Source organism: Microcoleus sp. S13C4, assembly GCF_036700865.1.
In the GTDB taxonomy this organism is placed as follows: domain Bacteria; phylum Cyanobacteriota; class Cyanobacteriia; order Cyanobacteriales; family Microcoleaceae; genus Microcoleus.
In genome coordinates this window covers 1-26,466 of record NZ_JAUBPS010000045.1, presented here as the reverse complement: position 1 = coordinate 26,466, position 26,466 = coordinate 1, and the positions used below count along the sequence as shown (strand labels likewise).

General features: G+C 45.8%; 16 protein-coding genes and 2 pseudogenes. 6 read left to right on the top strand and 12 right to left on the bottom strand.

Features of this window, described 5'->3' with window-relative positions; translation table 11 throughout:
• Window positions 1-242: 242 nt before the first annotated feature.
• The 5 genes from QT996_RS18915 to rpsT all read right to left on the bottom strand — a co-directional run bounded on the left by QT996_RS18915 (window position 243) and on the right by rpsT (window position 8,709).
• Complete coding sequence (locus tag QT996_RS18915) at window positions 243-2,117, bottom strand: DNA-directed RNA polymerase subunit gamma (protein ID WP_333048306.1); 1,875 nt, start codon at window positions 2,115-2,117, stop codon at window positions 243-245.
• 84 nt (window positions 2,118-2,201) lie between these two features.
• On the bottom strand, window positions 2,202-3,293 hold the full coding sequence (locus QT996_RS18910) for an HNH endonuclease (RefSeq protein ID WP_333048305.1): 1,092 nt from the start codon (window positions 3,291-3,293) through the stop codon (window positions 2,202-2,204).
• 148 nt (window positions 3,294-3,441) lie between these two features.
• The gene (gene rpoB, locus QT996_RS18905; protein WP_333048304.1) at window positions 3,442-6,828 is read right to left on the bottom strand and encodes a DNA-directed RNA polymerase subunit beta; all 3,387 of its coding nucleotides are present in this window, start codon (window positions 6,826-6,828) and stop codon (window positions 3,442-3,444) included.
• Between the two features lie 588 nt (window positions 6,829-7,416).
• The gene (locus tag QT996_RS18900; protein ID WP_333048303.1) at window positions 7,417-8,196 is read right to left on the bottom strand and encodes a TatD family hydrolase; all 780 of its coding nucleotides are present in this window, start codon (window positions 8,194-8,196) and stop codon (window positions 7,417-7,419) included.
• A gap of 213 nt (window positions 8,197-8,409) precedes the next feature.
• Complete coding sequence (rpsT, locus tag QT996_RS18895) at window positions 8,410-8,709, bottom strand: 30S ribosomal protein S20 (protein WP_006632886.1); 300 nt, start codon at window positions 8,707-8,709, stop codon at window positions 8,410-8,412.
• A gap of 893 nt (window positions 8,710-9,602) precedes the next feature.
• Between rpsT and hisD the strand changes: the two genes are divergently transcribed.
• The 5 genes from hisD (at window position 9,603) to QT996_RS18870 (ending at window position 13,636) form a co-directional block, all read left to right on the top strand.
• Window positions 9,603-10,916, top strand: coding sequence for a histidinol dehydrogenase (hisD, locus tag QT996_RS18890; RefSeq protein ID WP_333048302.1), 1,314 nt, complete (start codon window positions 9,603-9,605; stop codon window positions 10,914-10,916).
• Window positions 10,917-11,260: 344 nt separating this feature from the next.
• Window positions 11,261-11,689 carry a universal stress protein gene (locus tag QT996_RS18885; protein ID WP_333048301.1) on the top strand — a complete coding sequence of 143 codons (429 nt, stop codon included), beginning with the start codon at window positions 11,261-11,263 and terminating at the stop codon, window positions 11,687-11,689.
• 133 nt (window positions 11,690-11,822) lie between these two features.
• Window positions 11,823-12,662 carry an ATP-binding protein gene (locus QT996_RS18880; protein WP_333048300.1) on the top strand — a complete coding sequence of 280 codons (840 nt, stop codon included), beginning with the start codon at window positions 11,823-11,825 and terminating at the stop codon, window positions 12,660-12,662.
• A 15-nt stretch (window positions 12,663-12,677) separates the two neighbouring features.
• Window positions 12,678-13,031, top strand: a complete 354-nt coding sequence (locus QT996_RS18875; RefSeq protein WP_193976172.1) for an STAS-like domain-containing protein — start codon at window positions 12,678-12,680, stop codon at window positions 13,029-13,031.
• Entirely contained in the window at window positions 13,031-13,636 is a 606-nt protein-coding gene (locus QT996_RS18870; protein WP_333048298.1) for a hypothetical protein, read from the top strand. Before QT996_RS18875 ends, QT996_RS18870 begins: the two co-directional genes overlap by 1 nt.
• Window positions 13,637-13,654: 18 nt before the next feature.
• Here the strand turns inward: QT996_RS18870 and QT996_RS18865 are convergent.
• The 3 genes and pseudogenes from QT996_RS18865 to QT996_RS18855 all read right to left on the bottom strand — a co-directional run.
• A pseudogene (locus QT996_RS18865) lies at window positions 13,655-13,822 on the bottom strand (type II toxin-antitoxin system Phd/YefM family antitoxin); the annotation flags it as partial.
• Window positions 13,823-14,143: 321 nt separating this feature from the next.
• Window positions 14,144-15,412 carry a carbamoylphosphate synthase large subunit gene (locus QT996_RS18860; RefSeq protein ID WP_333048297.1) on the bottom strand — a complete coding sequence of 423 codons (1,269 nt, stop codon included), beginning with the start codon at window positions 15,410-15,412 and terminating at the stop codon, window positions 14,144-14,146.
• A gap of 203 nt (window positions 15,413-15,615) precedes the next feature.
• Window positions 15,616-16,509, bottom strand: a complete 894-nt coding sequence (locus QT996_RS18855) for an isoaspartyl peptidase/L-asparaginase family protein (RefSeq protein WP_333048296.1) — start codon at window positions 16,507-16,509, stop codon at window positions 15,616-15,618.
• A gap of 389 nt (window positions 16,510-16,898) precedes the next feature.
• Between QT996_RS18855 and QT996_RS18850 the strand changes: the two genes are divergently transcribed.
• Window positions 16,899-17,084, top strand: coding sequence for a hypothetical protein (locus QT996_RS18850; RefSeq protein WP_333048330.1), 186 nt, complete (start codon window positions 16,899-16,901; stop codon window positions 17,082-17,084).
• On the opposite strand, the gene QT996_RS18845 is transcribed toward QT996_RS18850, so the two are convergent.
• From QT996_RS18845 to QT996_RS18830, 4 genes and pseudogenes are all read right to left on the bottom strand, one after another.
• A complete protein-coding gene (locus QT996_RS18845) occupies window positions 17,081-17,344 on the bottom strand; it encodes a hypothetical protein (RefSeq protein ID WP_333048294.1) in 264 nt (87 codons plus the stop codon). The genes QT996_RS18850 and QT996_RS18845 overlap by 4 nt on opposite strands.
• Complete coding sequence (locus QT996_RS18840; protein ID WP_333048293.1) at window positions 17,325-19,535, bottom strand: response regulator; 2,211 nt, start codon at window positions 19,533-19,535, stop codon at window positions 17,325-17,327. Before QT996_RS18840 ends, QT996_RS18845 begins: the two co-directional genes overlap by 20 nt.
• A gap of 83 nt (window positions 19,536-19,618) precedes the next feature.
• Window positions 19,619-25,606 (bottom strand): AAA family ATPase, encoded by a 5,988-nt coding sequence (locus QT996_RS18835; RefSeq protein WP_333048291.1) that lies wholly within the window; start codon window positions 25,604-25,606, stop codon window positions 19,619-19,621.
• A 141-nt stretch (window positions 25,607-25,747) separates the two neighbouring features.
• Window positions 25,748-26,392: pseudogene (locus QT996_RS18830) on the bottom strand (adenylate/guanylate cyclase domain-containing protein); the annotation flags it as partial.
• Window positions 26,393-26,466: the final 74 nt, after the last annotated feature.

Below are 26,466 nucleotides of genomic sequence, written 5' to 3'. Positions count from 1 at the left end.
GATGAAAGGGTTCACCTGCCCTTCCTATAATAAAGTTTATTTGCACCTACCTACTTGGTAATGGGTAACTTTTACTGCCCTTAGACTTCGCTCATTAACCACGTCGCTGAAGTATTTGTAAGTAGTAATGGGTGAATTTTCCGGTTTCAATCACTATTATGTGTTAGTGATTATTTGTCAGTTATTACCCATTACCTCTTACCCGTTACCTCTTATCCCTTACCTCTTACCCTTACCCCTTTCTAATTGTTAATTACCGATTCGATGGTTTGGTGATAGATAATCCTGCCCGGAGTAGTGCGAATGAATTGATTGAGTACCTTGCCGTCTCCGTCTTCCCGAACCCGGCGGAACTTGTATTCTTTCGTCACGATACCGTCGGTAGAGCGTTCCACCTTCAGCGGTTCTCCTTCGGGTTCTGTGTTTTCTATGGCGCCTTGAAACCTCACCCACACGTATGAGTGCAAGTCAACAACTCCTTGTTCGTAAGCTACAACCGCGTCGGTAAGGTTGGAGAAATAGTGACCGGCGCCTTTTTGAGCGTCAGGATTTTCGGCTGTCAAGTAATAGCAACCGAGCACCATATCTTGAGAAGGAGTAACGATCGGTCTTCCGGTTGCCGGCGACATAATGTTGTTAGAAGCCAGCATCAGCAAGCGCGCTTCCGCCTGAGATTCCAGAGACAAAGGCACGTGCACGGCCATTTGGTCGCCGTCAAAGTCAGCGTTAAAAGCCGGACAGACTAGCGGGTGAAGCTGAATTGCCCTTCCGTCTACCAAAATCGGCTCAAAGGCTTGAATCCCCAAACGGTGGAGGGTAGGCGCCCGGTTTAGCATTACCGGGTGTCCTTCAATCACCTCCTGAAGCACGTCCCAAACGCTGGGATCGTTGCGCTGGATCAGTTTTTTGGCAGCTTTGATGTTGTTGACCAATCCTTGACGGATCAAGCGGTGGATAACGAAAGGCTGGAAAAGTTCGATCGCCATTTCCCTCGGCAAACCGCACTGATGAATTTTCAGTTTCGGCCCCACCACAATCACCGAACGCCCGGAGTAATCAACCCGTTTCCCCAGCAAGTTTTGCCGGAAGCGGCCTTGTTTCCCTTCAATGATGTCCGACAGCGACTTCAGCGGGCGGTTGTTTGCCCCCACCACTGTCCGGCCCCGGCGACCGTTGTCAATCAGCGCATCCACAGCTTCTTGAAGCATCCGCTTTTCGTTGCGGATGATAATCTCCGGCGCCAGAATTTCTTGCAGTCTCGCCAAGCGGTTATTGCGGTTGATGACTCTCCGATAGAGGTCGTTGAGGTCACTCGTTGCAAAACGCCCGCCGTCTAACTGCACCATCGGCCGCAAGTCGGGGGGAATCACCGGAATCACATTGAGCACCATCCAATCGGGTTGAGATCCCGTAGCGATGAAGTTGTCAATTACCCGCAAACGTTTAATTAACTTTGCCCGTTTTTGACCTTTAGCATTAGCAATATCTTCCCGCAACTTTTCCGCTTCACTTTCTAGCGGAATATTTTGCAGCAAAACTTGCAAAGCTTCAGCACCTATGCCTACTTCTACACCTGTGAGTGTGGAATCTTCGCTGTAAAGTTCGTCTTCTATTTCCAGCCAAGCATCTTCCGTGAGCAATTGCTTGTATTGCAGCTTTTCTGCATTACCTGCATTGAGGACAACGTAGGCATTGAAATACACGATTTGTTCTACATCTCGCAGCGGCATATCTAACAGAATTGCCATGTAACTGGGGATGCCTTTGAGATACCAAACGTGAGCTACTGGAGCTGCTAATTTGATAAAGCCCATGCGATGGCGGCGGACGCGAGATTCAGTTACTTCAACGCCGCATCTTTCGCAAACAATGCCTCTATGGCGAACTCGTTTGTACTTCCCACAATGACATTCCCAATCTTTTGCAGGCCCAAAAATGCGCTCGCAAAACAAGCCATCCATTTCAGGTTTTAACGTGCGATAATTTATGGTTTCCGGTTTTGTCACCTCTCCAGTAATCTGACCGTTGGGTAAAGTTCTCTCTCCCCACTGTCGAATTCTTTCTGGTGAAGCTAACCCAATCTTGACGTAATCAAAGCGTTGTTCTATTTTAGCCATTCTTGACTCCAATTAATAATTTACAGTCGATTATTTGTGGTTGTTTATCTTTTTTGGTTGCTTGTTTCACGGCTTAAATCAATGTTATACTCCTCTATATGTGACGTGATTTTTAATATCAGAGATGACACTTGACGATACTCCAAAGTCATCAGCGATTTTAGAGATTGATTCTCTACCTCTAATTCTTTTTCGTACCTCAAGAGCTTGCTCGAAAGTCAATTTGCGATCGAGATATCCGCCCCTGCGAGGAACTGGAACCTCTTCGCCTGCTTCCTTCCAAGTGACGTGATACTTAATATCGTGTATGGTTTTGCGACCAACACTGTATTCTTGAGCTATATCCTTCACTCTCTCTCCTGCGGCTAGTTTTTGTCGAATTTCTTGCACCTTTTTCCAATTTAATTTGGCATTGGAAAGGGGATGACTTTTGCCTTGAGTGCGTCCTTTCTTAGAAGCATCTAATAAATTTTGAGTGCGCGTTCCACCCCAAAGGTGTTCTGGATTAATACAACTAGGATTATCGCAGGTATGACAAGCATCTATCGAAGTCGGCACTTCACATCCTAATTTCTCTGCTAAAACAGCACGAGTAACTGATTGGGACTTCCCATTTTTAAAGTACCTGCCATAACCACCTTGACCATCCTTTGCACCTTGAAAAATTATGCAGCCACTGTCTTGAATTTCTCCTACAAAACCGGGGGGAACTGTAGTGAAGTTATCGGGAATATTTGCCTGAAGTATCTTAGTAATAGTTTCATAGTGTACGCCATACTCTTTTATTAGGTGGCTTTTCATGGTTCCAGCTAAATATTGACGCTGAATTTCCCGCAGTTGTTGGATCGATAGTTTACCAATACCGGGAATACTTTTGCGTCGGGGAGTTTTGCGAACGCGCCCCATCATTTGCGCTGTATTCTCAGCCGCAGTTCCAGGTACGAGATGTGCTGGGTTAATGCAGCTTGGATTGTCGCAGGTGTGGCAAGCAAAATAACCGGAACCGAGGAATCCTGCTATTTTTGATTCGAGGACTAATCGGTGGACTAATACCGTTTTACCATCGAGCCACTTGCGCCCGTAACCATTTTTGAGCTTACTCCCTTGCCAATTAATACAGCCAGTCTTCAGGTCAAATTCTCCTTCTATTCCTGGGACAACTGTTACAATAGTCATGTCAGCGTCTCTCCTCTTAAGAGCGTTGATTCGCCTCACCAGTGTTCGTACCACTGCTGAGGCATTTTTATTTGAGATTGCCGATTAAAGATTAAAGAATTGAATCCGGTCAAAAAATCTTTAATCTTTAATCTTTAATCTTTAATGCCTAATCCTCGTCAAGTTCGTCACGAGAAAGGGATTCGTAAGTAGGCCGAGAGGGCGATCGCTTGCCCCCAGCATCTGCCATCAAATCCACCTCAACGTGCTCGCTGCCCTCGTCGGACGTATTCACCTTGTGCACAGCAATATCCAAGCACAAAGATTGCAACTCCCGCATCAGCACCTTGAAAGATTCCGGCGTACCTGGGCGCGGAATAGCTTTGCCTTTGACGATCGCATTCAGCGCTTCATTCCGCCCCTGCATATCGTCCGACTTCACAGTCAGCAACTCTTGCAAAGTATAAGCTGCGCCGAACGCTTCCAGAGCCCAGACTTCCATTTCTCCGAACCGCTGACCCCCCTGCTGCGCTTTGCCACCCAAAGGCTGCTGCGTTACCAGCGAGTAAGGGCCTGTGCTGCGGGCGTGGATCTTATCGTCTACCAAGTGAACCAGCTTCAGCATATAGGCGATGCCGACTGTGATCGGGCGATCGAACGGTTCCCCAGTTCTGCCATCGTAGACAATTGTCTTGCCGGGGTGCTTTTCGTTAAACACCCAAGGCTTGCCGGTCTTTTCGCGTGCCTCCTGTAGCTTGCCGTGTACGGTTTCGCGCGACTTTTCAGCGCCGTGCATTTCATCAAAAGGCACCATCTTGAACCGCATCGACAGATTTTCGCCCGCCCATCCCAGCAAGCACTCAAAAATCTGACCCACGTTCATCCGCGACGGCACGCCCAATGGGTTGAGCACTATGTCAACCGGAGTCCCGTCGGGCAAATAAGGCATATCCTCCATCGGCAGAATCCGGGACACAATACCCTTATTTCCGTGGCGGCCGGCCATTTTGTCGCCGACTTGAATTTTGCGCTTTTGAGCCACGTAGACGCGGACGACCATGTTTGCGCCGGGGGGGAGTTCGTCGCCCTGTTCCCGAGTAAACACCCGCACGTCCACCACGCGGCCTTTTTCGCCGTTAGGGACGCGGAGGGAATTGTCGCGCACGTCGCGGGCTTTTTCGCCGAAGATTGCTCTGAGCAGTTTTTCTTCCGGCGGTTGGTCGGATTCGCCTTTGGGGGTTACTTTGCCGACTAGGATGTCGCTGGCTTCTACCCAGGCTCCTTTGCGGATAATCCCCTGTTCGTCTAGCTGGCGCAGCGCGTCTTCGCCGACGTTAGGAATTTCGCGAGTGATTTCTTCGGGGCCGAGTTTGGTTTGGCGGGCTTCGATTTCGTATTTTTCAATGTGGATCGATGTGTAGACATCTTCGTACACCAAACGCTCGCTAATTAGCATCGCGTCTTCGTAGTTGTATCCTTCCCAAGGCATATAAGCTACGAGGATGTTGTGACCCAGAGCGAGTTCTGCCCCTTCGGTGGAGGAACCATCAGCGAGCACTTGACCTGCTACGACGCGATCGCCCTCATAAATCAGCGGACGCTGGTTTAAACAAGTATCTTGGTTAGAGCGCTGATATTTTTGCAGTTCGTGTTCGATGCAACCCGCATATTTTTGCTTCCAAACCGAGGGCTGTTTGACTTTTAGCTCGTCGTATTCCCGAATCAGGAAATGTTCTTCGCTGGAATTAGATTCGGCATCCTCCGCCAGGGGTTTGACAATAATCCGGGTAGCGTCGATGTAAATCACCTCGCCGTTAATTCGGGAAACCACAACCATCCCCGAATCTCGTGCCGCCTGAGCTTCTAAGCCCGTACCGACTAGGGGCCGTTCTGGTTTCAGTAGCGGCACAGCTTGCCGCTGCATATTCGATCCCATGAGAGCTCGGTTGGCGTCGTCGTGTTCCAGGAACGGAATCAGCGATGTCGCGACGGAGACGATTTGCACGGGCGAAATCGCCATGTAGTCCACCTGCATGGGTGTGGTGGTAGTAAACTCTTGGCGGTAGCGGACGGCTACGGTTTCGCCCAAGAGGTTGTTGTTTTCGTCGAGGCTGATGTCTCCGGGGGCGACGCGCAAATCGTCTTCTTCATCGGCTGTCATGTAGACGGGGGCTTTGTCGCGCAGCACTTGTCCTTTTTCTACTGGATAAAAAGGAGTTTCGATGAAGCCGTAGGGGTTGACGCGGGCGTGGGTTGCTAAGGAACCGATCAGACCGGCGTTGGGGCCTTCTGGTGTTTCGATCGGGCAAATCCGGCCGTAGTGGGAGGGGTGAATGTCCCGTACTGCAAACCCGGCGCGTTCGCGAGTCAGACCTCCAGGGCCCAAGGCTGAAAGCCGACGTTTGTGCGTCAGTTCTGCCAGAGGGTTGGTTTGATCCATGAACTGCGATAGCTGGGAGGAACCGAAGAATTCCTTGATTGCTGCTACCAGCGGTTTGGGGTTGACCAGAGAAGCGGGGCTGAGGGAGTCGGCATCGGAGACGGTCATTCTTTCGCGGATGATCCGTTCTAAGCGGTTGAGGCCGACGCGCACTTGGTTTTGCAGCAGTTCTCCGACACTGCGGACGCGACGGTTGCCTAAGTGGTCGATGTCGTCGGTGGAGCCGATGTCAAATTCGAGGTTAATTAAGTAGTCGATCGCTGTCAAGATATCTTGCGATGTCAGCACCCGCATCGTATCGGGGACTGTCAAGCGCAATTTTTTGTTGAGTTTGTAACGGCCGACTCGGCCCAAATCGTAGCGTTTGGGGTCGAAAAAGCGCGAGTTGAGGAGCTGTTCGCCGCCCGCCACCGTGGGGGGTTCCCCTGGACGGAGTTTGCGGTAGAGCTCCATCAAAGCTTCTTCTTCGCCGAATTGTCCTTCTTTCTCGATCGTCTTTTGGAAGTATTCCGGGTGCCGCAGGGAGTCGTAGATTTCACCGTCTGTGAGTCCCAAAGCTTTGAGCAGCACCTGGGCTGAGAGTTTGCGGGTTTTGTCGATTCTGACCCAGACTAAATCGTTTTTGTCTGTTTCAAATTTCAGCCAAGCGCCGCGGTTGGGGATGAGCGAGGCGTTATAGGAACGGCGACCGTTTTTGTCGGTTTCCGATTTGTAGTAGACGCCTGGCGATCGCACGATTTGGTTGACAATCACCCGTTCGGCGCCGTTGATAATAAAAGTGCCGCGCTCGGTCATCAAGGGCAAATCGCCGATGAAGACTTCTTGTTCTTTGATTTCCCCTGTTTCTTTGTTAATCAGGCGGGTGGGTACGTACATCTGCACCGAGTAGGTGCTGTCCCTGCGCTTGGCTTCGTCCACGTCGTATTTCGGGCGCTTGAGTTTGAAGTCTTTGCCCATGAAGTGGAGTTCCAGCTTGCCCGTGTAGTCTGTAATCGGGGAGAAACTGTCGAGTTCTTCGATCAGCCCGGCTTCTAGGAACCAGCGGAAACTTGCCCGCTGGATTTCGATCAGGTCAGGCAAGGTGAAGGCGAATTCTGTGTAATCTTTAGTGGTCATGGGTATCCTTTTTCCGCAGTGGCTCTAGCTTTTTACATGGCGCCAAGGCTGGGCTTTTTTACCTTGTTGCGTTTTTTTGATGGATTGTGTGAGAGAATTTATATGATGTTTTCGATCGCCTTCCAACTGCTGCAACGGTTATTATTGCGGGTGGCTCGCAGTATTTTTGTGCTGATTTTAGTTTCGATCGAGATGCTTTTAGATCTGATCTCGTGGTATCTCGGGGTGAATTCCCTACACTTTTGACTCCTAAAATTGACTTGACAGCTATTGCCAAATGGCTGAGGTTCCAAGTTTTTTCTGATGTGTAAGTTTGAGGTATTGCGTGAAGTTTTGACCGATCCCGTAGTTTAGCGTACTCGCGTTATGTTGGTAGTTCCGGGGCGACATCGCAGTCGCGGATACTAAGCCAACGCCGGCTCGGTCGGTTCTTTTTATTATAGGACGCAAATCCGATCGCAACAGGCAACGCCAAAAGAATCTCCCATAAAGGATGAATCCGGTTTTTCTGGCAGGATAGAAATGGGATTGTCCTGATCGCTGGCTCCTAAATCGACCTGTTTTCCTCGTTTCTCTGTTCTGCTATAACTAAACTGAAAAGCCGAATAGCTGACAGGCATTTTGGGTTGTTTGCTGGGACAAAGTTAAGAGAGAAACTCCTCTCAATTTAGCAACTTGCTCGGCTACGTAGTAGACATAGGCTGGTTCGTTGCGTTTTCCCCGCTGGGGTACGGGGGCGAGAAAAGGGCAATCAGTCTCTACTAGGATGCGATCGCTATTTACCATACAAGCTGATTCTTGTATTTGCAAGGCTTTTTTAAAGGTGACTGTTCCGCTAAAACTGATGTAGAAACCTAGGTCTAAAAACCACTGGGTTTCTTCGGGTGTGCCTCCCCAGCAGTGCATGACCCCGCGCACTGGCCCGCGTGTTTGCCAAAAGTTCCTCAGCATTTCGGCCATTGGAGCGGCGGCGTCGCGACAGTGGATAATGACTGGTTTGTCAAGTTCCTGGGCGATTTCAAGCTGTGCCTCAAACACTTTAAACTGGTGTTCTCGATCGTCAGCTTTATAAAAGTCCAGTCCGGTTTCGCCGATCGCCACTACCCTAGAGTCCGAACTTGCTAATTCCCTAATCTGGCTCGCAGTCTCGTCTTTCCACTTGTCCGCATCTAGGGGGTGGAGTCCAACCGCAAACGAGACTTCTGCAAACTGATTGGCGATTGCTTGAATGCCGGCAAACTCTTCTGGCTCTACACAAGAATGAACCAGCCGAACTACACCAGCTTCGCGCCAGCGTTCTCGAATGGCTTCTAACTCAGATTTGTAGGTCTCAAAGTTGATATGAACGTGAGTGTCGATGAGCTGCATGGGGGAAGCAGATTAGAGGTGATACGGGAGAGTCCTGGTGGGATAGGGCGAGGGGGAGTGAGAGAGTCTGGGAGTGGGAGTGGCAGAGAGAGAGTGTGTGGGAAAAATCTTCCGTCTTCTTTCTTCCTTCTTCCTTCTTCACGCTTGACTTCTTCCCTCAACATCCATCCCTTCAATCTTGTACACTGCTTCGTTGCCGAACTTTCTGCTTCCTTAAGATGCTACCGATACTTCATGCGGTTTGAGGGTTCTTGCCAAGCGGGACTTTTTGCGAGCGCCGTTGTTGCGGTGGAGTACACCTTTTTTGACAGCTTTGTCAATTTTGCTGTAGGCCTCAGACATTCGTTGCTGGACTTCTTGCATTAATTCCGGGCTCGGAGCTGCGGCGTACTTGTCTACAGCAGCGAAATACTTCTTCATCAAAGTTTTGACCGCTGACTTGTAAGATTTGTTGTACAAGCGGTTACGTTCGGCGATTTTGACTCGTTTGACGGCGGACTTAATATTTGCCATAGTTCAGTTGCTGGAAGTAGGTATTCATTGATACACCCTAGTCTCAAGACAATCTCAAGACACGGGGATTTTGAAGGACAACCTTTTCGGGATCGATCCGCAAAAAGCTTGATTTTTAAGGGCGGAGTGAGACAGCCACTCTCGATTCGCTCAGATTGAGCTGAGTCTGTGGCTACTTTTTGGCGACGCCCGCGCAATAATTTTTTATTGACTCATTTAACTGCCTGTTTTTTACCCCTGACAATACCCACAGGTATGACACGGGTTTTACGGAGGCGTTTTGCGGTGTTTCCACCGTCACGAGTTAAAGTCACGGTTTCTTGCGCGCAATTTTCAAGTATACAATAATTTGGCGTTTTTTTATAAAAAAATTATCAGGTGTTGGAAAAACTAATATAGCACCTATTTTGCTTAAAATCCAATTCTCTGAAAAATCCAAGTTAAGCTATAACAAAGAATACGGGTTATTTGGGCTTCGCCAAGAAGCACTTACCGAAGGTAGAAGGTAAAAAGCTGAAGGTAGAAGGTAGAAGGTAGAAGACAGCCGGATCTGAAGGTAGAAGGTAGAAGGCAGAATCAAAATTCTCCCGCTCGAACACTCTCCCTCTCGGATCATATCGGGGTCGGACACACTCCCCCTCTGCGTTCCAACCCTCTCCCTCCGCAATCGGTTCTCTGGCGGGCAATTCAAGAGAGAAGGTTGTGACTTGTCCTCAGTCTGGCAAAATCCTCGACAGAGATTTAAACGCTGCACTGAAGCCTTTGAAAATGCCGCGACTATCGCGGTTTAAGCTTGTGGACTGGTGGTGGCCTACTTCTTTAGGAGAACGCCACAAAAATCCCCAATTGTCAAGCAAATGTTAGTGAAGTTATAGACGGCATTCCTAATCTCCATGCTGCGAATCATTACTCAGTGGGTTGAGGCACAAGCTGAACTGCGACGGATCTGCGATCGCACCCATGACGAACTTGTTGTTCACAAAGAAGCCACCGTGCGGGAGGTGCTGCAAGCTGTAAGGCGCAGAGGCGATCAGGCTGTGCTGCACTACACTGCTGAATTTGACCGCATGACCCTAAATGTGGAAGATTTACGGGTGAGCGGCGCCGAATTGGATGCTGCTTACCAGCAGGTGTCAAAAGAATTATTAAATGCCATCCGGCTGGCTTGCAAACAGGTAGAGGCGTTTCACCGACAGCGCGTACCCAAGTCTTGGGTGCAGTTTGGCGATGACGAGATTGTTTTGGGCAAGCGCTACACGCCGGTCGATCGAGCGGGAATCTACATTCCTGGCGGTCAGGCGTCCTATCCAAGCTCGGTGATCATGAATGCGGTTCCTGCCAAGGTCGCCAAGGTGCCGAGACTGGTGATGTGTACTCCCCCCGGACAGGAGAAGAAAATGAATCCTGCGGTGCTGGTAGCGGCTCAGGAAGCGGGAGTTGATGAGATTTATCGGGTAGGCGGGGCGCAGGCGATCGCGGCTTTAGCCTACGGTACGGAAACTATTCCGAAGGTGGATTTAATTACTGGCCCGGGGAATATTTACGTCACCCTGGCTAAAAAACTGGTTTACGGGACTGTGGGGATCGATTCTCTGGCTGGCCCGTCGGAAGTGCTGATTATTGCTGATGGTTCGGCGAATCCTGTGCACGTGGCTGCCGATATGTTGGCTCAAGCTGAGCACGATTCGATGGCGTCGGCAATTTTGCTGACGGCGGATTCGGTGCTGGCTAGGAAGGTGGTGGCTGAGGTAGACAGACAGTTGGCAAATCATCCGCGCCGAACTTTAACAGAAAAGGCGATCGCTAACTATGGTTTAGTCGTGGTAGTTGACTCGCTCAAAGCGGCCGCAGAACTCTCTAACGAGTTTGCGCCCGAACACTTGGAATTGCAAGTTGCAGATCCTTGGGCTTTGCTCGACCAAATTCGCCACGCTGGGGCGATTTTCTTGGGCTGCTCGACGCCGGAAGCTGTAGGTGATTATTTGGCTGGCCCGAATCACACTTTGCCGACTTCTGGGGCTCCGCGCTATGCGTCGCCGCTAGGTGTCGAGACTTTTATGAAGCATTCGAGTTTGATTCAATATTCGCCTGCTGCACTTAAGAAGGTGGGCAAAGCGATTAATGTTTTGGCGGAAGCAGAGGGGCTTCCTTCTCACGCTGATTCGGTGCGGCTGCGGACTGAAAAGGAGGGAGAGGGTGAGTTTTAGATGGTAGATAGGAGATTGGCGATCGAGATTTTAAGTAGATGATCGGCAAAATACATAGGTAGTCAAAAGTCAGTGAAATGCAGTGAAACGAAGCACTTCTCTTGCGATTATGGTAGCTTTACATTTTGTGACAAGCGACCGAGTTTATTTGCACCTACTTACTTACGCACTGCGGGCTTAAGAAACCCGGTTTCTTCAAGTATCTTGCTTAAATGACGCAATTATGTTAAGAAACCGGGTTTCTGGATAGGTAATAATGATGTTGGTGGGAAGCGCGAAATTGTCGAAAGTAGGCGACAATCATCGAAAAATTTAAAGTCTAAATATCGGAAATTTAAAGGTGCATGGTATTGAATACTGTTTTGGTAGCGATCGACAATTCAGAGTTAGCGACTCAGGTATTGCAAGTTGTAGGACAATTTCAGCTAGAACCGACGGCAAAGGTGATTCTAGTTCATGTTGTGAGTTCTGGTACATCGGATTTTGACGCGGTTGTCGATCGACCTCACCCTCAAGGAGATGAGATTGCTTACCGAGAGGTGGAAAAGTTACTGCAATCTTATCAGGAAAAGTTGCTTTGCCAGAGCGAATTGGAGATTGTTTCGGGACAACCTGCAGAAGAAATTGTCCGTTTGGCTCATATCTATAAAGCGGATTTAATTGCGATCGGCTGTCGGGGTTTGACTGGTTTAAAGCGGATTTTGGAGGGATCGGTGAGTGCGGAGGTTGTGGCTGAGGCTCCTTGTTCGGTGTTGGTGGTGCGGGCTAGGTAGGTAGGGGGAATTGAACCGCAGAGGTTGACAGTGCGATCGGCTGATTGATATTTTACTAAATTTATTTCTGGATCAAGCCTTCCATAGAATAATTATGAGCCTGACTCTCAACATCCCTACAATCAATGATGATGTGAAGGATTTTGACAAGCTGTTTCAACTTTGGGAGCAACTAAATGAGGATTGCTCAGAAGTAATTATTGACTTTTCTAAATGTTATTTTCTCAGACCAAATGCAGTAGCTTTTCTGGGAGGATTGATTCGTCTCATTCAATCCCGCTCGATAAAATTAATCATTAATAGGGATAGTATTCATAAGAACATAAAAATGAATCTTGAACAAAACGGATTCATGTATGCTTTTTGTGAGAATAAAGAATCTTGGCAGGGTAATTCTATCCCTTATCGAGAAGATAAAAAACAAGATAAAGATGGCTTGGTTGACTACCTAGCAGAAAAATGGCTAGGACGAGACTGGGTTGATATAAGTCAAAACTTGCGGAACCTCATCGTAGGAACCGTCTGGGAGATTTACGCCAACGCCTTTGAGCATGGGCAAACAGATATCGGAGTCTTTAGCTGTGGACAGCACTACCCCAAACTAAAGGAACTAAAACTGACTGTGGTTGACTTCGGTGTCGGGATTCCCAAAAATGTCCGCCTATTCCAAAATCTCCCTGATTTACCAGCAGACGAAGCCCTAAAATGGGCATTTGAAGCCGGAAATACCACCAGACGCGGTAATGTAACTGGGGGCGTTGGACTTGACTATCTGAAAAGATTTGTAAAGATGAATGGAGGAAAGTTGGAGTTTTTCAGTCACAATGGGTATGTCCTGATTAACAAAGATGAGGAAACTTACCAAAATCGCCCAACCTTTTTCGGAGGGACACTGGTTAACATTACTCTCCAATGTGATGAAGCCATTTATGTGCTGGCTTCTGACACCGACGGCGACGCCCCACTTTTCTGAGGGAACTTCTGAAATATGAAATCTTACAAGATTGGCACTTTGATTGGGAAAACTTGCATGACACCCGATGACGGTATGAAGGTTTATGAGTTGACATACCCCGAACTACGGGCAGAGCACGCTGTGGAACTTGACTTTGCTGGTGTAGAGATTTTTGCATCTCCCTTTTTCAATTTTGCCATTGGACAGCTACTTAGGGATATCTCCCCAGACACTTTAAACCGTCTGCTGACATTTTCTCATCTTAATAGTGTAGGCAATCAAATACTCAAACAGGTGATTAAGAACTCAAAACGCTACTACGCAGCAGATGATGCAACCCGCAATGCAATTAATGAAATTGTCAGCCAACAGGTGGGAAATGTATAATGGCAGTCCAATATGCAGTCAAGGCTGAGGTAGTTAATATCCAGTTTGACACACCTCAAAAAGATGACATTTTTCTGGTAGATACTAATGTATGGTACTGGCTGACTTACACTCAAGCCAGTACCTCTCCTCCTCCCTATCAAATAAATGATTATCCTGCTTATTTAACAAAAATTATTTCTGCTCAAGGATTGCTTTTATATTGTGGGCTTTCTTTGGCAGAGTTAGCACATATTATTGAAAAAGCGGAACGAGAAATTTTTTCGACTACATTAAAACCAAAAGAATATCGCCATAACAAGCCAACAGAGAGAGCTAACGTAGTAGCTGAAGTTATAGCCGCTTGGGGTCAGGTAACATCTATTGCTGTATCGACTGATATAACTATTGATGAAACTACGACTAACGCATCTTTAACTAGATTTCAAACTCAACTTTTAGATGGCTACGATCTGCTAATTCTCGAAGCAATGGATAAAGCAGGGGTAGTTCAAGTAATTACTGATGATGGTGATTATGTGACTGTTCCTGGTATCAAAGTTTTTACTGCTAACCGCAATGTAATTACGGCAGCAAGAAATCAAGGTAAGCTGATTACTAGATAAGAAATAAGACCAAATGCTTCATAAGTAATCAACACGCGATCGCAGCAGATATACTGTCTCTATTAAGCTTGCCAATTCGTCAGTGGCAATTAAGGCTACATTTTCGCCGTCAGAGCGGGTGATGATGGCATCGCGATCGCTTATGACTTGTTCGCACAGTTCATCGAGATTGGTCTGAGCTTCAGTATAAGTTACTTGGGTTTATGTGAGTGACATGGTTTTTGGCTTCCCAATACTTTGGACTTTCTTCGAATCGACAAGACTTAGCTTTTATAGTCACAATCATCTTTAAGAGGCACTATTATAGCTTTCCCATAGGAAAAAAATGACTGCACAACCATTATCCCTCCCCCAAGCAAACTTAAAAATGGCTCTCTGGGCTGAAAATGCTGTAAAAGGTTCGATCGCACATCAACGTCTATCTCTGTTCCAAAGCACTTAAAAATTTAATAAATTCGATCGCCACCACCACCCCAAACGCTGCAATCGGTAGAGTAAATATTAACCCTATTGCTGCAATCCCTTAGTGTGCAAATTCTGCTCGATGTGCTGCATATCCTTCATATCCTCACCCGCAACTATCCCGTAAATTTCCGTGTAGATTTTCCCGTATTTAACCTTCTCTAAAGCTGACAAGATTATCAAGTCCTTGCGATCGAGTTCTGGTTTCAGGGTGACAAGAATCGATTCCAAAGTCCCATCCATTCGCCAGTCACTCGAATATTTAGCCACCTCCTTTCCCAGCCCCAGTAAGGTATGGCGCTGCACACAAAGCGGAGTCGAGCCATTAACTCGGAAATTGGCATCGATCGCATACAACTGTCCCTCAGAGTCTTCCAGCACGTCGAAGCCAATAACGCCGAAATAACCCTGTTGATGAGCATATTTACCAATAGCGGCAATCATCTCAAAAAACCTACTCATGTCGGTTTCGCGGTAGTGAATCAGTCCCCCTAGATAGCTGCCCTCTGGAGTGACAAGTTGGCTGGTAGTGCCGATAAGCGTGATATTTCCCGTTTTGCTTACATAGAACTGCACACAATAGTTCTGCACTTCATTCTTGACGAATTCTGAGACTATAATCGTATCCACCAACTTAATATCGAGATATTTCCTCACTTCCTGCAAGCAGTAGTTCAGATCGCTGGCGCTTTTGATAATATAAGTCCCTTCTCCAGAAAGTCCGTGGGATGTTTTAATCAAGTAGGGGAATTGCTCTGGTAACTGAATGCTTTCGAGATTGACTTCGTGCAGATTGTAGCTTTCGTATTTCGGACATTGCACGCCTAATTCTGCTAGCGTTGGTTTGCTGAGCAAGTGGTAGTGGATGTCGGGATGGACGGCGTGTTTTTCAGGTTTGAGATTGTCGAAGGGAAATAGAGTCAGGAGTTTGTCAAAGCGATCGCTTACGCTGAGATCTTCGAGATAAGTTGAGCAGTCTATCATCTCCATACTGCTGTTGCTGAAGCCCAAATGCTCCCGCCAATAGTCAATCAGCGAGTTCGGCGGCTGATTAATCACAATTCCTGGGATGGCATCGCCTAACACTGCCAGATTTTTCCAAGGTTCCTTCTGGCCAATCTTGTCGAAAGAAGTTTTGGTGGCTTCACTGCTGCCGTCTTGAATAAAGTATTTTTCCCTGTTGGGGTAAGCAGCCCAACTGGCAGTTGCAGGGTAATTTAGGATGAACGCATAACGTGCATCTGTGATGTCTGGAGCAAACAAATGGGAAAGAGAATTACCCTGAAAGTAAGGAAAGTCGTAGGTTGAGTTCATAAGAAACCTTCAAGTCGAGTTTGAATTGAATTGTTTTCCCGGCAAGTAAGTAGCTCGACATAATTAAACGTAGGGTGGGCAATGCCCGCCCTACAAATTGAAAGACTGTTTATTGATGTCCAGCTACTTAATACCTAGGAAATAAGATATTAGTTGAGGAATTTTAACTCTCTCCAACTAGAGAGAATGCAGCCTCAATAATTTCAATGATGGACGAGTTGTTTTTTCTTAGTGAACACAGCCACCTTGTCCATTTCTGAGGTTCTATAAGCACAAGCCATGTCCGTTGAATTATGCGCCCAGCCAACCCGCCCTTGAGGGTCAATGAGGATGCACCCAGCTTCTCCTGCCACCTTAGATGCCAGAGTCTCAATTGCCATCTTCGCTGCTTCGTCTGGGTGCTTGCCGGACGCTAGAAAGTCGATCGCCGTCTTAGCTAGAACTACTGGCATAATGGACTCGCCATCACCTGTGGTCGAGCAAGCGCCCTGTTGATTCTCAGCAAACAAGCCTGAGCCGATAATGGCGCTGTCGCCGACGCGACCGGCGGGCTTATTCATAGTGCCGCCTGTTGAGGTACCGGCCACTAAGGTGCCACTACTATCCAAAGCTACACAACCAACGGTATTGGGGCGGTCAATAACTTCTTTTTCTTCCTCCCACTCTTCCTGTTGCTCATCTGCGATTAAGTCTTCTTTTGTACACATCTCGGCTCCACTTTCTGCAGCAAAATCTTCTGCGTGATCCGCTACTAAGAACATGGGTTTTTTATCCATAATCTTTCGCGCCACTGAGATGGGATGGCGCACGCCTTGAACATTTGCGAGGGCTCCCCACGCTAACGAACCGCCTTCGATGATTGCTGCGTCTAGCTCTACCTCTCCCTGGTTGTTGAGAACTGCTCCAAAGCCTGCGTTAAATGTCTGGTCAGTTTCCAGAACCCGGATAGCTGCCTCAACAGCTTCTGCTGCGGAACCCCCGCTTGCGAGCACTGCCCAACCAGCTTCTGCGGCTGCGGTACAGCCTGCATTGTTGGCTGCAACCTTCTCTTCTGTGATGGTTTTTGCTCCACCGTGAACAATAATGCTTAGTACCATAAATTTCCTTTTTTTAATCTTAATATCTACTTAAAAATTTATTAGATTAATCAATTTTTAAGTAGTTTTTTCTCCCTCATAGTTTTATAGATTAGCGGTGTTGAATTTGGGGTTCTTCTATCTTCAGAGATAATTATTTTTGTCGAGATTGGTGTTCCTTCAGACCTAGCTATTTACTAATTATTAATAGATCTCTGACCAAAGTTATGTCAATAGTGTGAGACAATTTGGCTTCGAGTTAGTTACGGAAATTGAAAGATTTAGGAAGTAAAGATGAGGTAAAACTTAAGGTAATGCACTACACCTTAACAGGCAAAATGGGTAAACCTGAAGAATGAGACTTTGAGAGAAAATAAGTGCGATCGCCCTTCACATCAGTCTGAGCCTTTATGCTTATCCGCCAAAAACTCCCGCAGCCGCCACAAACTAGCCGTTTGCCCCAAATTCAGTGGCAGCAGCCACACTCCCTCCAACCGAGACTGCACCCAACCGTCGCCCCAATACCACTGGTGACAAATGAAAATGATCTGCCCCTCAAAGAATGTAGCGATCGAGTTTGGGACTGTTCCAATTAATCTAAATTGTATGGCCTGTCTTTGATTTTCCTGCGATTTGTTAAAGTAGACTGACAGCGTTCCCAATAAATTTTAGAGACGCGATCGCCCTGATTGTGACGCCAACACTCGGAAAACAGCCGCCCCGCTTCAAATAACTTCGCTTCCGAGTAAATCGCCAAGGCTTCTCCAAACAATTGCAGCGTAGCTAACTTGCCCGCTTTGATTTCTGGTGGATCGGCATCAAACACCTCATCCAGGTCACATAGCTGCCATGCCATCAATCATAGCTGACTGAATAATTGTATAAGCCTCTACCCAAGCTTTTTCAGTTTTAGGTGTCCACTCTAAACCCATCTGCGCCTTCAGGGCTTGAATGAGTGCATTGGCCACAACAGGATAATGTTCTACTGAAACGCCATATTTGGCATGAGTTGCACCTAATCCTTTAGCAAAAACATTAATTAACTGAGGTTTCCGTAAATTTTCAATAATTATTTCTAAGCTTTGCCAAAGCTTTTCTTTTTGCTGGGCCATTTTTGTATTCATGAAAAGACTTTTAATCTGAGAAGAATCCTTAAAAAGGATTTCATAAAAATTACTGACAAATTCATCCGATTGAGGTTTAATTAAAGCTAAACTTCTTTCTAATAGATCGATGTTTAAAGTGAGAGTTTTTTGCTCACACCAGTCCAAATAAATTTGGGCAACTTGATCCGAAGGGCAGAAGCTTAAACATTGAACAAAAAATTCTGTAGCTTCGATAAATTTTTGTTGGCGGTATAAGCTCAAACCTCGATCGAATAAATTTTTTGTTGTTAATTTACCTCGCTTTGTTTCAGGAATATCTGCCTCAAAAACTTCATAAATTGTAGATAAGTTTACTTTTCCCTTAACACTAACTTGAGCAATCATCCGCATAGCATAGTTGCTAGGATTAGCTAATTTGTTAAAAGTCTGCTCTGTAATCAGTAAAGCAATACCATAAGTTTTTGTTAATCCTTCCACACGAGAAGCTAAATTCACCGCATCACTAATTACCGTCGTATCCATGCGATTTTGCCCACCCACTGTGCCTAACATTAAATTCCCAGTATTAATGCCAATGCCAATCTTAATCGGGGCATAACCAGAATTAACCCGCTCTTGATTGTATACTTGAAGTTGATGCAGCATGGCAATACTGGCGTTTATTGCATTATCAGCATTACCGCTAAATAGGGCCATAATCGCATCACCAATATATTTATCAATAAAGCCATGATTTTCAATAATCGCTGATTCCATCCGAGATAAATAAGCATTAATAAACTGAAAATTGTCCTCCGGCGTCATACTTTCCGAAAGCGTGGTGAAGTCGCGAATATCAGAAAATAGCACCGACATTTCTAACTGTACTTGGTCGCCCAATTCGACATCGACAATGCTTGGTTTCTCTAAAAAATGGAGGAACTGATTGGGGACGAAGCGCTCGTAAGCTTTGTTGAGTTGAAAGAGTTCGTTAGTAAATCTTTGGCGTTCTGCTTCCGCTTTTTTCCGTTCCGTAATATCTTGAAATGCAGCAATAGAATAAGCTATTTTTCGGGTGCGATCGTAGATGGGGCTTGCCCAAACTTCTATGGGTATAATTTTATCAGGCTGGTGAATTTCCAAATCGTAAACTGTTACACTTTCGCCATTTAAAGCACGCACTACAGGCATTCGATCGCTAGGATATTGTTGAGAAGTACCTGCAATATAGACTTGATACGTTTCTGCTAATTCCTCGATAGTAGCATCAGGTATGACTCCTTTGCCCAGTAACTGCTGTGCGATGCGATTGGTGTAGAAAGGTTTACCACTGCTATCGACTATGAATATAGCCACTGGCATTGCTTCTAAGAATTGAGTTAATCTGCTTTCATTGTCTTGCAATTCCTGAAAAAGTTCTCTTATTTCATGCAAAACTTGAGAAAGATCGGTCGTTCGTTCTTGCACCCGTTGTTCTAATTCTTTATTAAGCTCCTGCAACGCAGTTTGCGCCGCAATGCGATCGCTTATCTCCTGTTTAAGGAGCACATTTCGCTTTTCCAGTTCCTTAGTTAAAGAACGCAGCTTCAAATGCACGTTAACACGGGCTAAAACTTCTTCTTGCTGAAACGGTTTTGTGATATAATCAACTGCGCCTACATTAAAACCTTTTACGCGATCGGCAGTGTCGGAAAGGGAGGTCATAAAAATTACGGGGATGTCGTTGGTTAATGGATTTTCTTTCAGACGCTTGCAGGTTTCAAATCCATCAATTCCAGGCATCACCACGTCTAACAAAATCAAATCGGGCGGGTAATATTCACTCTGTTTAATAGCTTTTTCACCGTCAATAGCCACAGCCACTTCAAAACCTCCATTACTCAAAGTATCGAATAGCACTTCCAAGTTAGTGGGGTTATCATCTACAATTAAAATAATGTCAGGATTTTTGCTGTCTGTCATTCTTATTTTATCCTTATCCAAAAAATTGCCATTCCCCTTTTTCTGTAGGGTAGGAATTACTCACCCTACAATTAAATTGTCATCTAATCGCTATCCATATATTGTTCGAGTAACTGCTGTATTTTGGGAATCTGGAAAGCTTTGGCTAATTGACGAATTTCTTGTCCAAAAGAGAAAAACTTTTCATTCGATTCTTCTATACGAGCGACTTGTTCTAAAATAGCTTTAACACGACCCTTCTTAGCCAAATCCAGCAGTATAGCCAGTTCTTCTAGACAGGGAATCGCCATAGTAGAAGTTTCTGCCTCGTGTTGGTCTTGATGTTCTTTTTTCCCCCTGGGTACTTCTCTCTTTTCTTCATATATCCACTCTAATTTCAAATGATTTTGCAACTTTTGGAATAAGTCATCCGCTTGCACTGGTTTGGGGAGAAAATCGTCAGCACCAGCTACCATAGTATTATGGCGATCGCTCTCATAAACGCTAGCCGAAGAACCAATTATCACTACCTGTTTGAATTCTTCTGACTGTCTCAAACATCGCGTCATTTCAAATCCATCCATCACTGGCATTACTAAATCGAGTATAATCAAATCGGGTTGAAATTCTATCGCTTTAGCTAATCCTTCTTCGCCGTTAGAAGATTCGGCTATTTCAAAGCCAATAGGAGACAGCAAATTAATTAGAACCGAGCGATTTTCCCATCGATCGTCCACTACTAAAATTTTCCGTTTATCTCCTCTAAATCCAATTACTTGTTCGCCTGTATAAACAGTGAAATTTTGATTCCAGCCTAGCAATGAAGGGAGTTGCAAATCTATCAAAAAAATGCTGCCATGCGCTAATTCACTTTTTACTTCGATGGTACTATCCATCAATTCAACAATTTTCTGGCTAATTGCTAATCCCAATCCAGTTCCTTCTGTTTTCCGTTGATTTTCGCCGACTTGCTCGAACGGTAAAAATATTTTCTCCACTTGTTCGCGACTCATGCCAATGCCAGTATCTTCTACTTGGAAACGAATTTTGTCAGTTGGGAATGGGTCAGAGTTTATGCTATTTCTCAATACCTCAACTTTGAAAGTGACTCCCCCTCGATCGGTAAATTTGATAGCATTACCCAGCAAATTAATCAGCACTTGCCGCAATCGTTTCTCGTCAGCACGGATACCTGTTGGCAAATCTGAAGGAGGTTGGTAAATAAATGAGATGTCTTTTTGTTCGGCTTTGATGCGGCAGATTTCAGCAACTCCCCGTAAAAAGGAGGGAAAATGGAAATCTGTTGGGTACAGTTCCATTTTCCTCGCTTCAATTTTAGACAAATCTAAGATATCGTTAATAAGAGTTAGCAGGTGTTCGCCGCATTGTTGAATGATGTTGACGCCGTGAATTTCCTGTGAAGACATCGTTGGGGATCGCCGTAATATTTGTGCGTATCCTAAAATGCCATTTAGGGGTGTTCGCAATTCGTGACTCATATTAGATAAAAATTCACTTTTGGCATGGTTGGCAGCATCAGCAGTTTCTTTAGCTTCTTTTAGTTCCGCTGTGCGTTCTTCAACTTTTACTTCCAAGGTATGGGTATATTCTTCTAATTGGGTGTAAAGTTGAGCATTTTCTAGGGAGATAGCAGCTTGGGAAGAAAGGATATTTAAAAGTTCTATTCGCTGTGGAGTAAAAGCGCCTGTGGTGAGATTGTTTTCTAGGTAAAGAATCCCAACCAGTTTGCCTTGTCCCTGAATTGGCGCACATAAAACTGACTTTGGCTGATGAGTGACGATGTAGGGGTCGTTGGTAAATTGTCCCTCTCGGAGAGCATCATCCAATACCACGCTTTCTTGAGTGCGGACAACATAATTGACAATCGCGGAGGAAAGTTGTTGACAATTCTCCACTAAGATTGACTGCAACACGGTTACTTGTTCATCTATGGCCATTTCAGCTTGAATTAACAGCTTTCCCTGGCTTGACAAAATTAGATAGCCCTTTTGTGCCCCTGCATTTTCAATCAAATTTTTCATCAAGCTAGACAGTAGCTTATCCAGCAATATTTCGCCGAAAATAGCCTGAGAAGCTTTCATTACTGTGGTGATATCTAGATTACTACTCGAACCCGTTGTCGTCACTGTTGCGGTAGTTTTATTTTTTTTACTTCCCGTTTGAGTTACCGTCAATAACTGGGGATATCGGGTTTCTAAATCTGTTACCTTAGCAGTTGCTCCCCATTGAGCATAACAATAATATGCTTCAATCATGTAGGTTTGAGCAATTTTTTCTTTGCCCCATTCTAGATAAAATTTGGCTGCTAGTTCGTTGGCAAGGGATTCTTCGTTGAGGAATTGATTTTCTTTAGCGAGGAAGATTGCGCGATCGTACATTTCCATCGCCTCAACTTTATTACCGAAAACGCGATGTTTTTCGGCCTCAACCAAATACCATTTATGCAAATGATTCATCGGAGCATTTTGCGCCCACTGTTGTAGAGTCGTTTGATGGGCTTGGGCCTGAGTAATAATTTCAGCTTGCTCGGTTCCTGGCTGTGTGGGGAAGAGTGCCAAGTGCGTCAGAGCTGCATAAAAATGGAAAGCGGGAACAAAAACCAATCCCGATAATGCCATCAAATACGGCTTGACTTGGCAAATATGGTTTAAGGCAGCCGGATAATTGCCCCATGAATAGGCAAGCAGCAGTTTATAAATGTAGACAAGAGCGATGGCACTGAGTTGATTATCCTGATGGTGCTTAGGAAGCATCACTGTTTCATCGTAGGCAGTTCCGATTAAGCAATCCGGTTGACTAACGGCTTCAGTTAAGTTCTGCACCGTCTGCCGTGTCATATCCAAAGAATCCTGAGCAGAATATTGCTTCACCAGAGCCAAGGCAGTGCTGTAATCTGCTAGTTCGGGTTCCCAAGTCTCTAGTTCTACCCCAGCCAAAAAGTTGGCGTGAAAGTAATTGATTATGCTGTAGCCAGCGTTACCAAAATCGCCAATTTCCATCCCAACCGTATAGCCATCTTTCAGCGTTAATATCGCGGATCTCATAGCTTCCTGATGATGCTGTATCAAAGCCCCAAACATCATCAGAATGATGGAATTGAATTCCCGTGAAGTGAACTCCTCCAGCAAGCTTAGTGCCAATCGACCAAAGCCATAGCCTGTTTCTACCTCTCCCAAAAAACCACACAACGCCATACCGTGAATTGCATACCCCACACTTGATGCGGGTGCATTCCCAAAGGAGATCGATAAACTAACCATCGTGGAGCTAAGCAGGGGCAGCAAACCGGGCATTCCCATGAAAATCGGTGCCGGTAACATTCTTAACAGTTGCATGGCTGCTTGATTCTGGGGATTTGTCATCAAAGGCAGATTCGCCAGTTCATCAATCTCTTTCTCGTGGAGCTGGCTCTTCAGGGTTTGTAGCGCTTTGCCAATCAAGGCTCCGTCAGGTTCGGTGGGGAGATCGATTCCCAATAGTCCCAGGGCCTCTCTACCGACTGCGATCGCCTCCAACAGCTTGCCCTGAGCTGTCTGGGCGGCAATTTGAATTTCGTAAATTTTAACTTTGTCTAAAATCGTCTTAGCTTCTTGCAACACCTGTGCTGCCATCTGTTCCATGCCTTCAATGTCAGCATTTAAATAGGCGACTTCGGCAGCAGCAAGATAGAGATTCAGGGTCAACTCATACTGACTTTGCCAGCAGTTGGCCCTCAGTAGCTCAATCCCTGTTTGCAGATAGACCATTGCGGCTGCGTAGGCGGTAGAACTTCTTGCCTTTCCTCCCGCTTCTAAGTTTAGTTTGGCTAAGGCTTCTCGTTCGCTTAATTGATTGATTAACTCAATTCCTTGATTCAAATGCCCCACAATATCAAATAGTTTTTCCTCTCTTTCTAGGTCCGAGTATTTGTGTAGGAGTAACTGTCCAATTTTGAGATGAGTGGCTTGTTTTTGGTTTTCTGGTATTAGGGAATAAGCTGCTTCCTGGACGCGATCGTGCAGAAACTTATAAGTTGGATTAGCAACAGATCCAGGAGGGGATTGAGCATCTGCTTGAATGAAGTTATAGCCTTCTGCACTGACTAAAATGAGTCCTTCAAGCAAAGCTTTCCATAGCACTGATGCCGTTGGTTCGGGTACTTCTTCGCTGACTACTGCTAATGTATCTAAATCAAACTGCGCCCCAATGCAAGCTGCCAATTTTAGAACATCCTGAGTTTCTTTCGGCAACTTCTGCAATTGCGCCGCCATAAACTCCAGCACATCCGAGGCGTCGGCAAATGTAACTTGAGTAATATCGCACTGCCACCCCCCTTTACTTCCCCCCTTACTAAAGGGGGACACAGGGCGGTCAAAAATAATCAGCCCATCTTCATGCAACGCCTTGAGTAATTGAGTCGAGAAAAAGGGATTACCTTTAGTTTTTTCATAAACCAATTCTGTCAAGGGCCCGGCTAAAGATAAATCGCAAATCAACGTATCTGCTACCAACTGATTGAGTTCTGCTAAACTCAACGGTTGCAGCGTAATCGTATTCACCGCTGCCCCAGACTTCACAATCTCATCCACTGTTAACATAAACGGATGAGTAGGTGACACTTCATTATCCCGATAAGCACCCAACACCAATAGATTTCCTGTATTTTCCATCAATAGTTGTAACAATTTCAGCGATGCTGAATCAGCCCACTGTAAATCATCCAAAAATATCACTAAGGGATGTTCGACAGTAGTAAATACTTGCACAAATTTCTGCATCAGCAGATTAAAGCGATTTTGGGCGGCAGCCCCCGACAGTTCTAGTGCAGGAATTTGAGCGCCAATGATGTGTTCTAATTCAGGAATTACGTCAATCAAAACTTGCCCACTCTCGCCTACTGCGGTGAGAATCAGGGTTTTCCATCTGTGTAACTGAGCGTCACTTTCTGATAATAATTGTCCCATCAATTCCCGAAATGCTTGCACAAATGCACTGAAGGGAATATTTCGCTGAAATTGGTCGTATTTGCCTTTAATAAAATAGCCTCGTTGTCGGGCTATAGGCTTATGGACTTCGTTCACGACTGCGGTTTTACCAATTCCAGAAAAGCCAGCCACCAGCATCATTTCGGCGCTACCTGTACTGACTCGTTCAAAGGCTGCTAATAGATTAGAAACTTCAGTTTCTCTGCCATAGAGTTTTTCGGGAATCAGGAAACGGTCTGTAAGATCCCGCGTTCCCAAGACCAATTGCTCAATGTTACCCGTTGCTTGTAATTGAACCAGACAACTCTCTAAATCCTGCTTGACCCCGAATGCAGTTTGATAGCGGTTTTCCGCATTCTTCGCCATCATTTTACTGACAAGTTGAGACACAATTAGGGGAACTTCTGGCTCGATTTCGTGCGGAGGAACTGACTGGCGAGCAATATGGCAGTGAACCAACTCTAAAGCATCGTCTGTCTCAAAAGGCAGTTTCCCCGTCAGCAACTCGTAAAATGTAACGCCAAGCGAGTAAAAGTCAGTGCGGTAATCGAGAGTGCGATTCATCCTGCCAGTTTGTTCCGGCGAGATGTAAGCGAGGGTGCCTTCAATAACGTTGGGGTTTTTCAGTATCGGTGTTTCTCTGGTTAGCTGAGTGGAAATGCCAAAGTCAATAATTTTTAATTGTTTTGTTTCGGGGTTGTAAACAATATTCGAGGGGTTAATATCTTTGTGGATGATGTTGGCGCGGTGAATTTGTCCTAAAATTTCCGTGGTGGCGATCGCAATTTGCAAAAATTCCTCCAGAGTAAACTTTCCCTGCTGCATCCAAATTGTCAAGGATTCGCCGCCAAAGTCCTCCACAAACATCACGAGGCTGTTTTGGTATTTTTGCAAATCATAAACTTGTATGACTCCCGCCTCCTTCAGCTCTTGGGTGATGCGGTATTCGGTGCGGTAGCGCACCAATTCTTGAGGTGTGGGGTAGCTTTCTTTGAGGAGTTTGAGGATAATCGGCTGGTTATCTGCTTCCCGAATCGCCCGGTAAACCAGAGAGTTGACACTTTCGTAAAGCAGCGTCTGGACAGCAACGCCTGGAATAGAGAGCATATTGATTTTTATGGTAAAAATTAACGCTAAGTCAAAAGGCACCAGCTTTGTGTATAGAATAGCACGTTTGAAAGAATTTTTTTTGTTTGTGTAACAAATGTTTAGTTTTTAATGTACCGATCGAGTTTTGGACTTGTATCCTTAATGTAAATTGTGTGGCCGGTCTTTGATTTTTGTGCGATTTGTTAAAGTAGACTGACAGCGTTCCCAATAAATTTTAGCAACGCGATCGCCCGGATTCTGACGCCAACACTCGGCAAACAGCCGCCCCGCTTCAAATAACTTCCCTTCCCAGTAATTTGCCCTCGCTTCTGCAAACAATTCCAGCGTAGCTAACTTGCCCGCTTTGATTTCTGGCGGATCAGCATCAAACACCTCATAAACTGTTACTAATTCAGATTTTCCCTTGACTTTTACCGTATCGAGGGTGCGGATTGCGTACTCGGATGGATTTTCTAAACGCGAGTAAGTTTCCTGGGTGATGAACAGCGACACCCCATAATTTTTCGTCAAACTTTCCACGCGAGAAGCTAAATTAACCGCATCGCTGATTACTGTCCCGTCCATGCGATTGGGTCCGCCCACCGTTCCCAGCATCAAAGAACCCGTATTAATTCCAATCCCAATCTGAATCGGTGGATAACCACAATTGGCGCGGTGTTGATTGTATTCAACGAGGCGATGCAGCATGGCAATTCCCGCTTTCACAGCATTATCAGCTTCGCCGCTAAACAGCGCCATAATCGCATCACCAATATATTTATCAATAAACCCGTTATGTTCATTAGACCTCTTGCGAAAGTCTCAGGCGATCTCTAATTTAGTCTTTAAAGAAAGTTCATAATTATAAATGCCAGCGA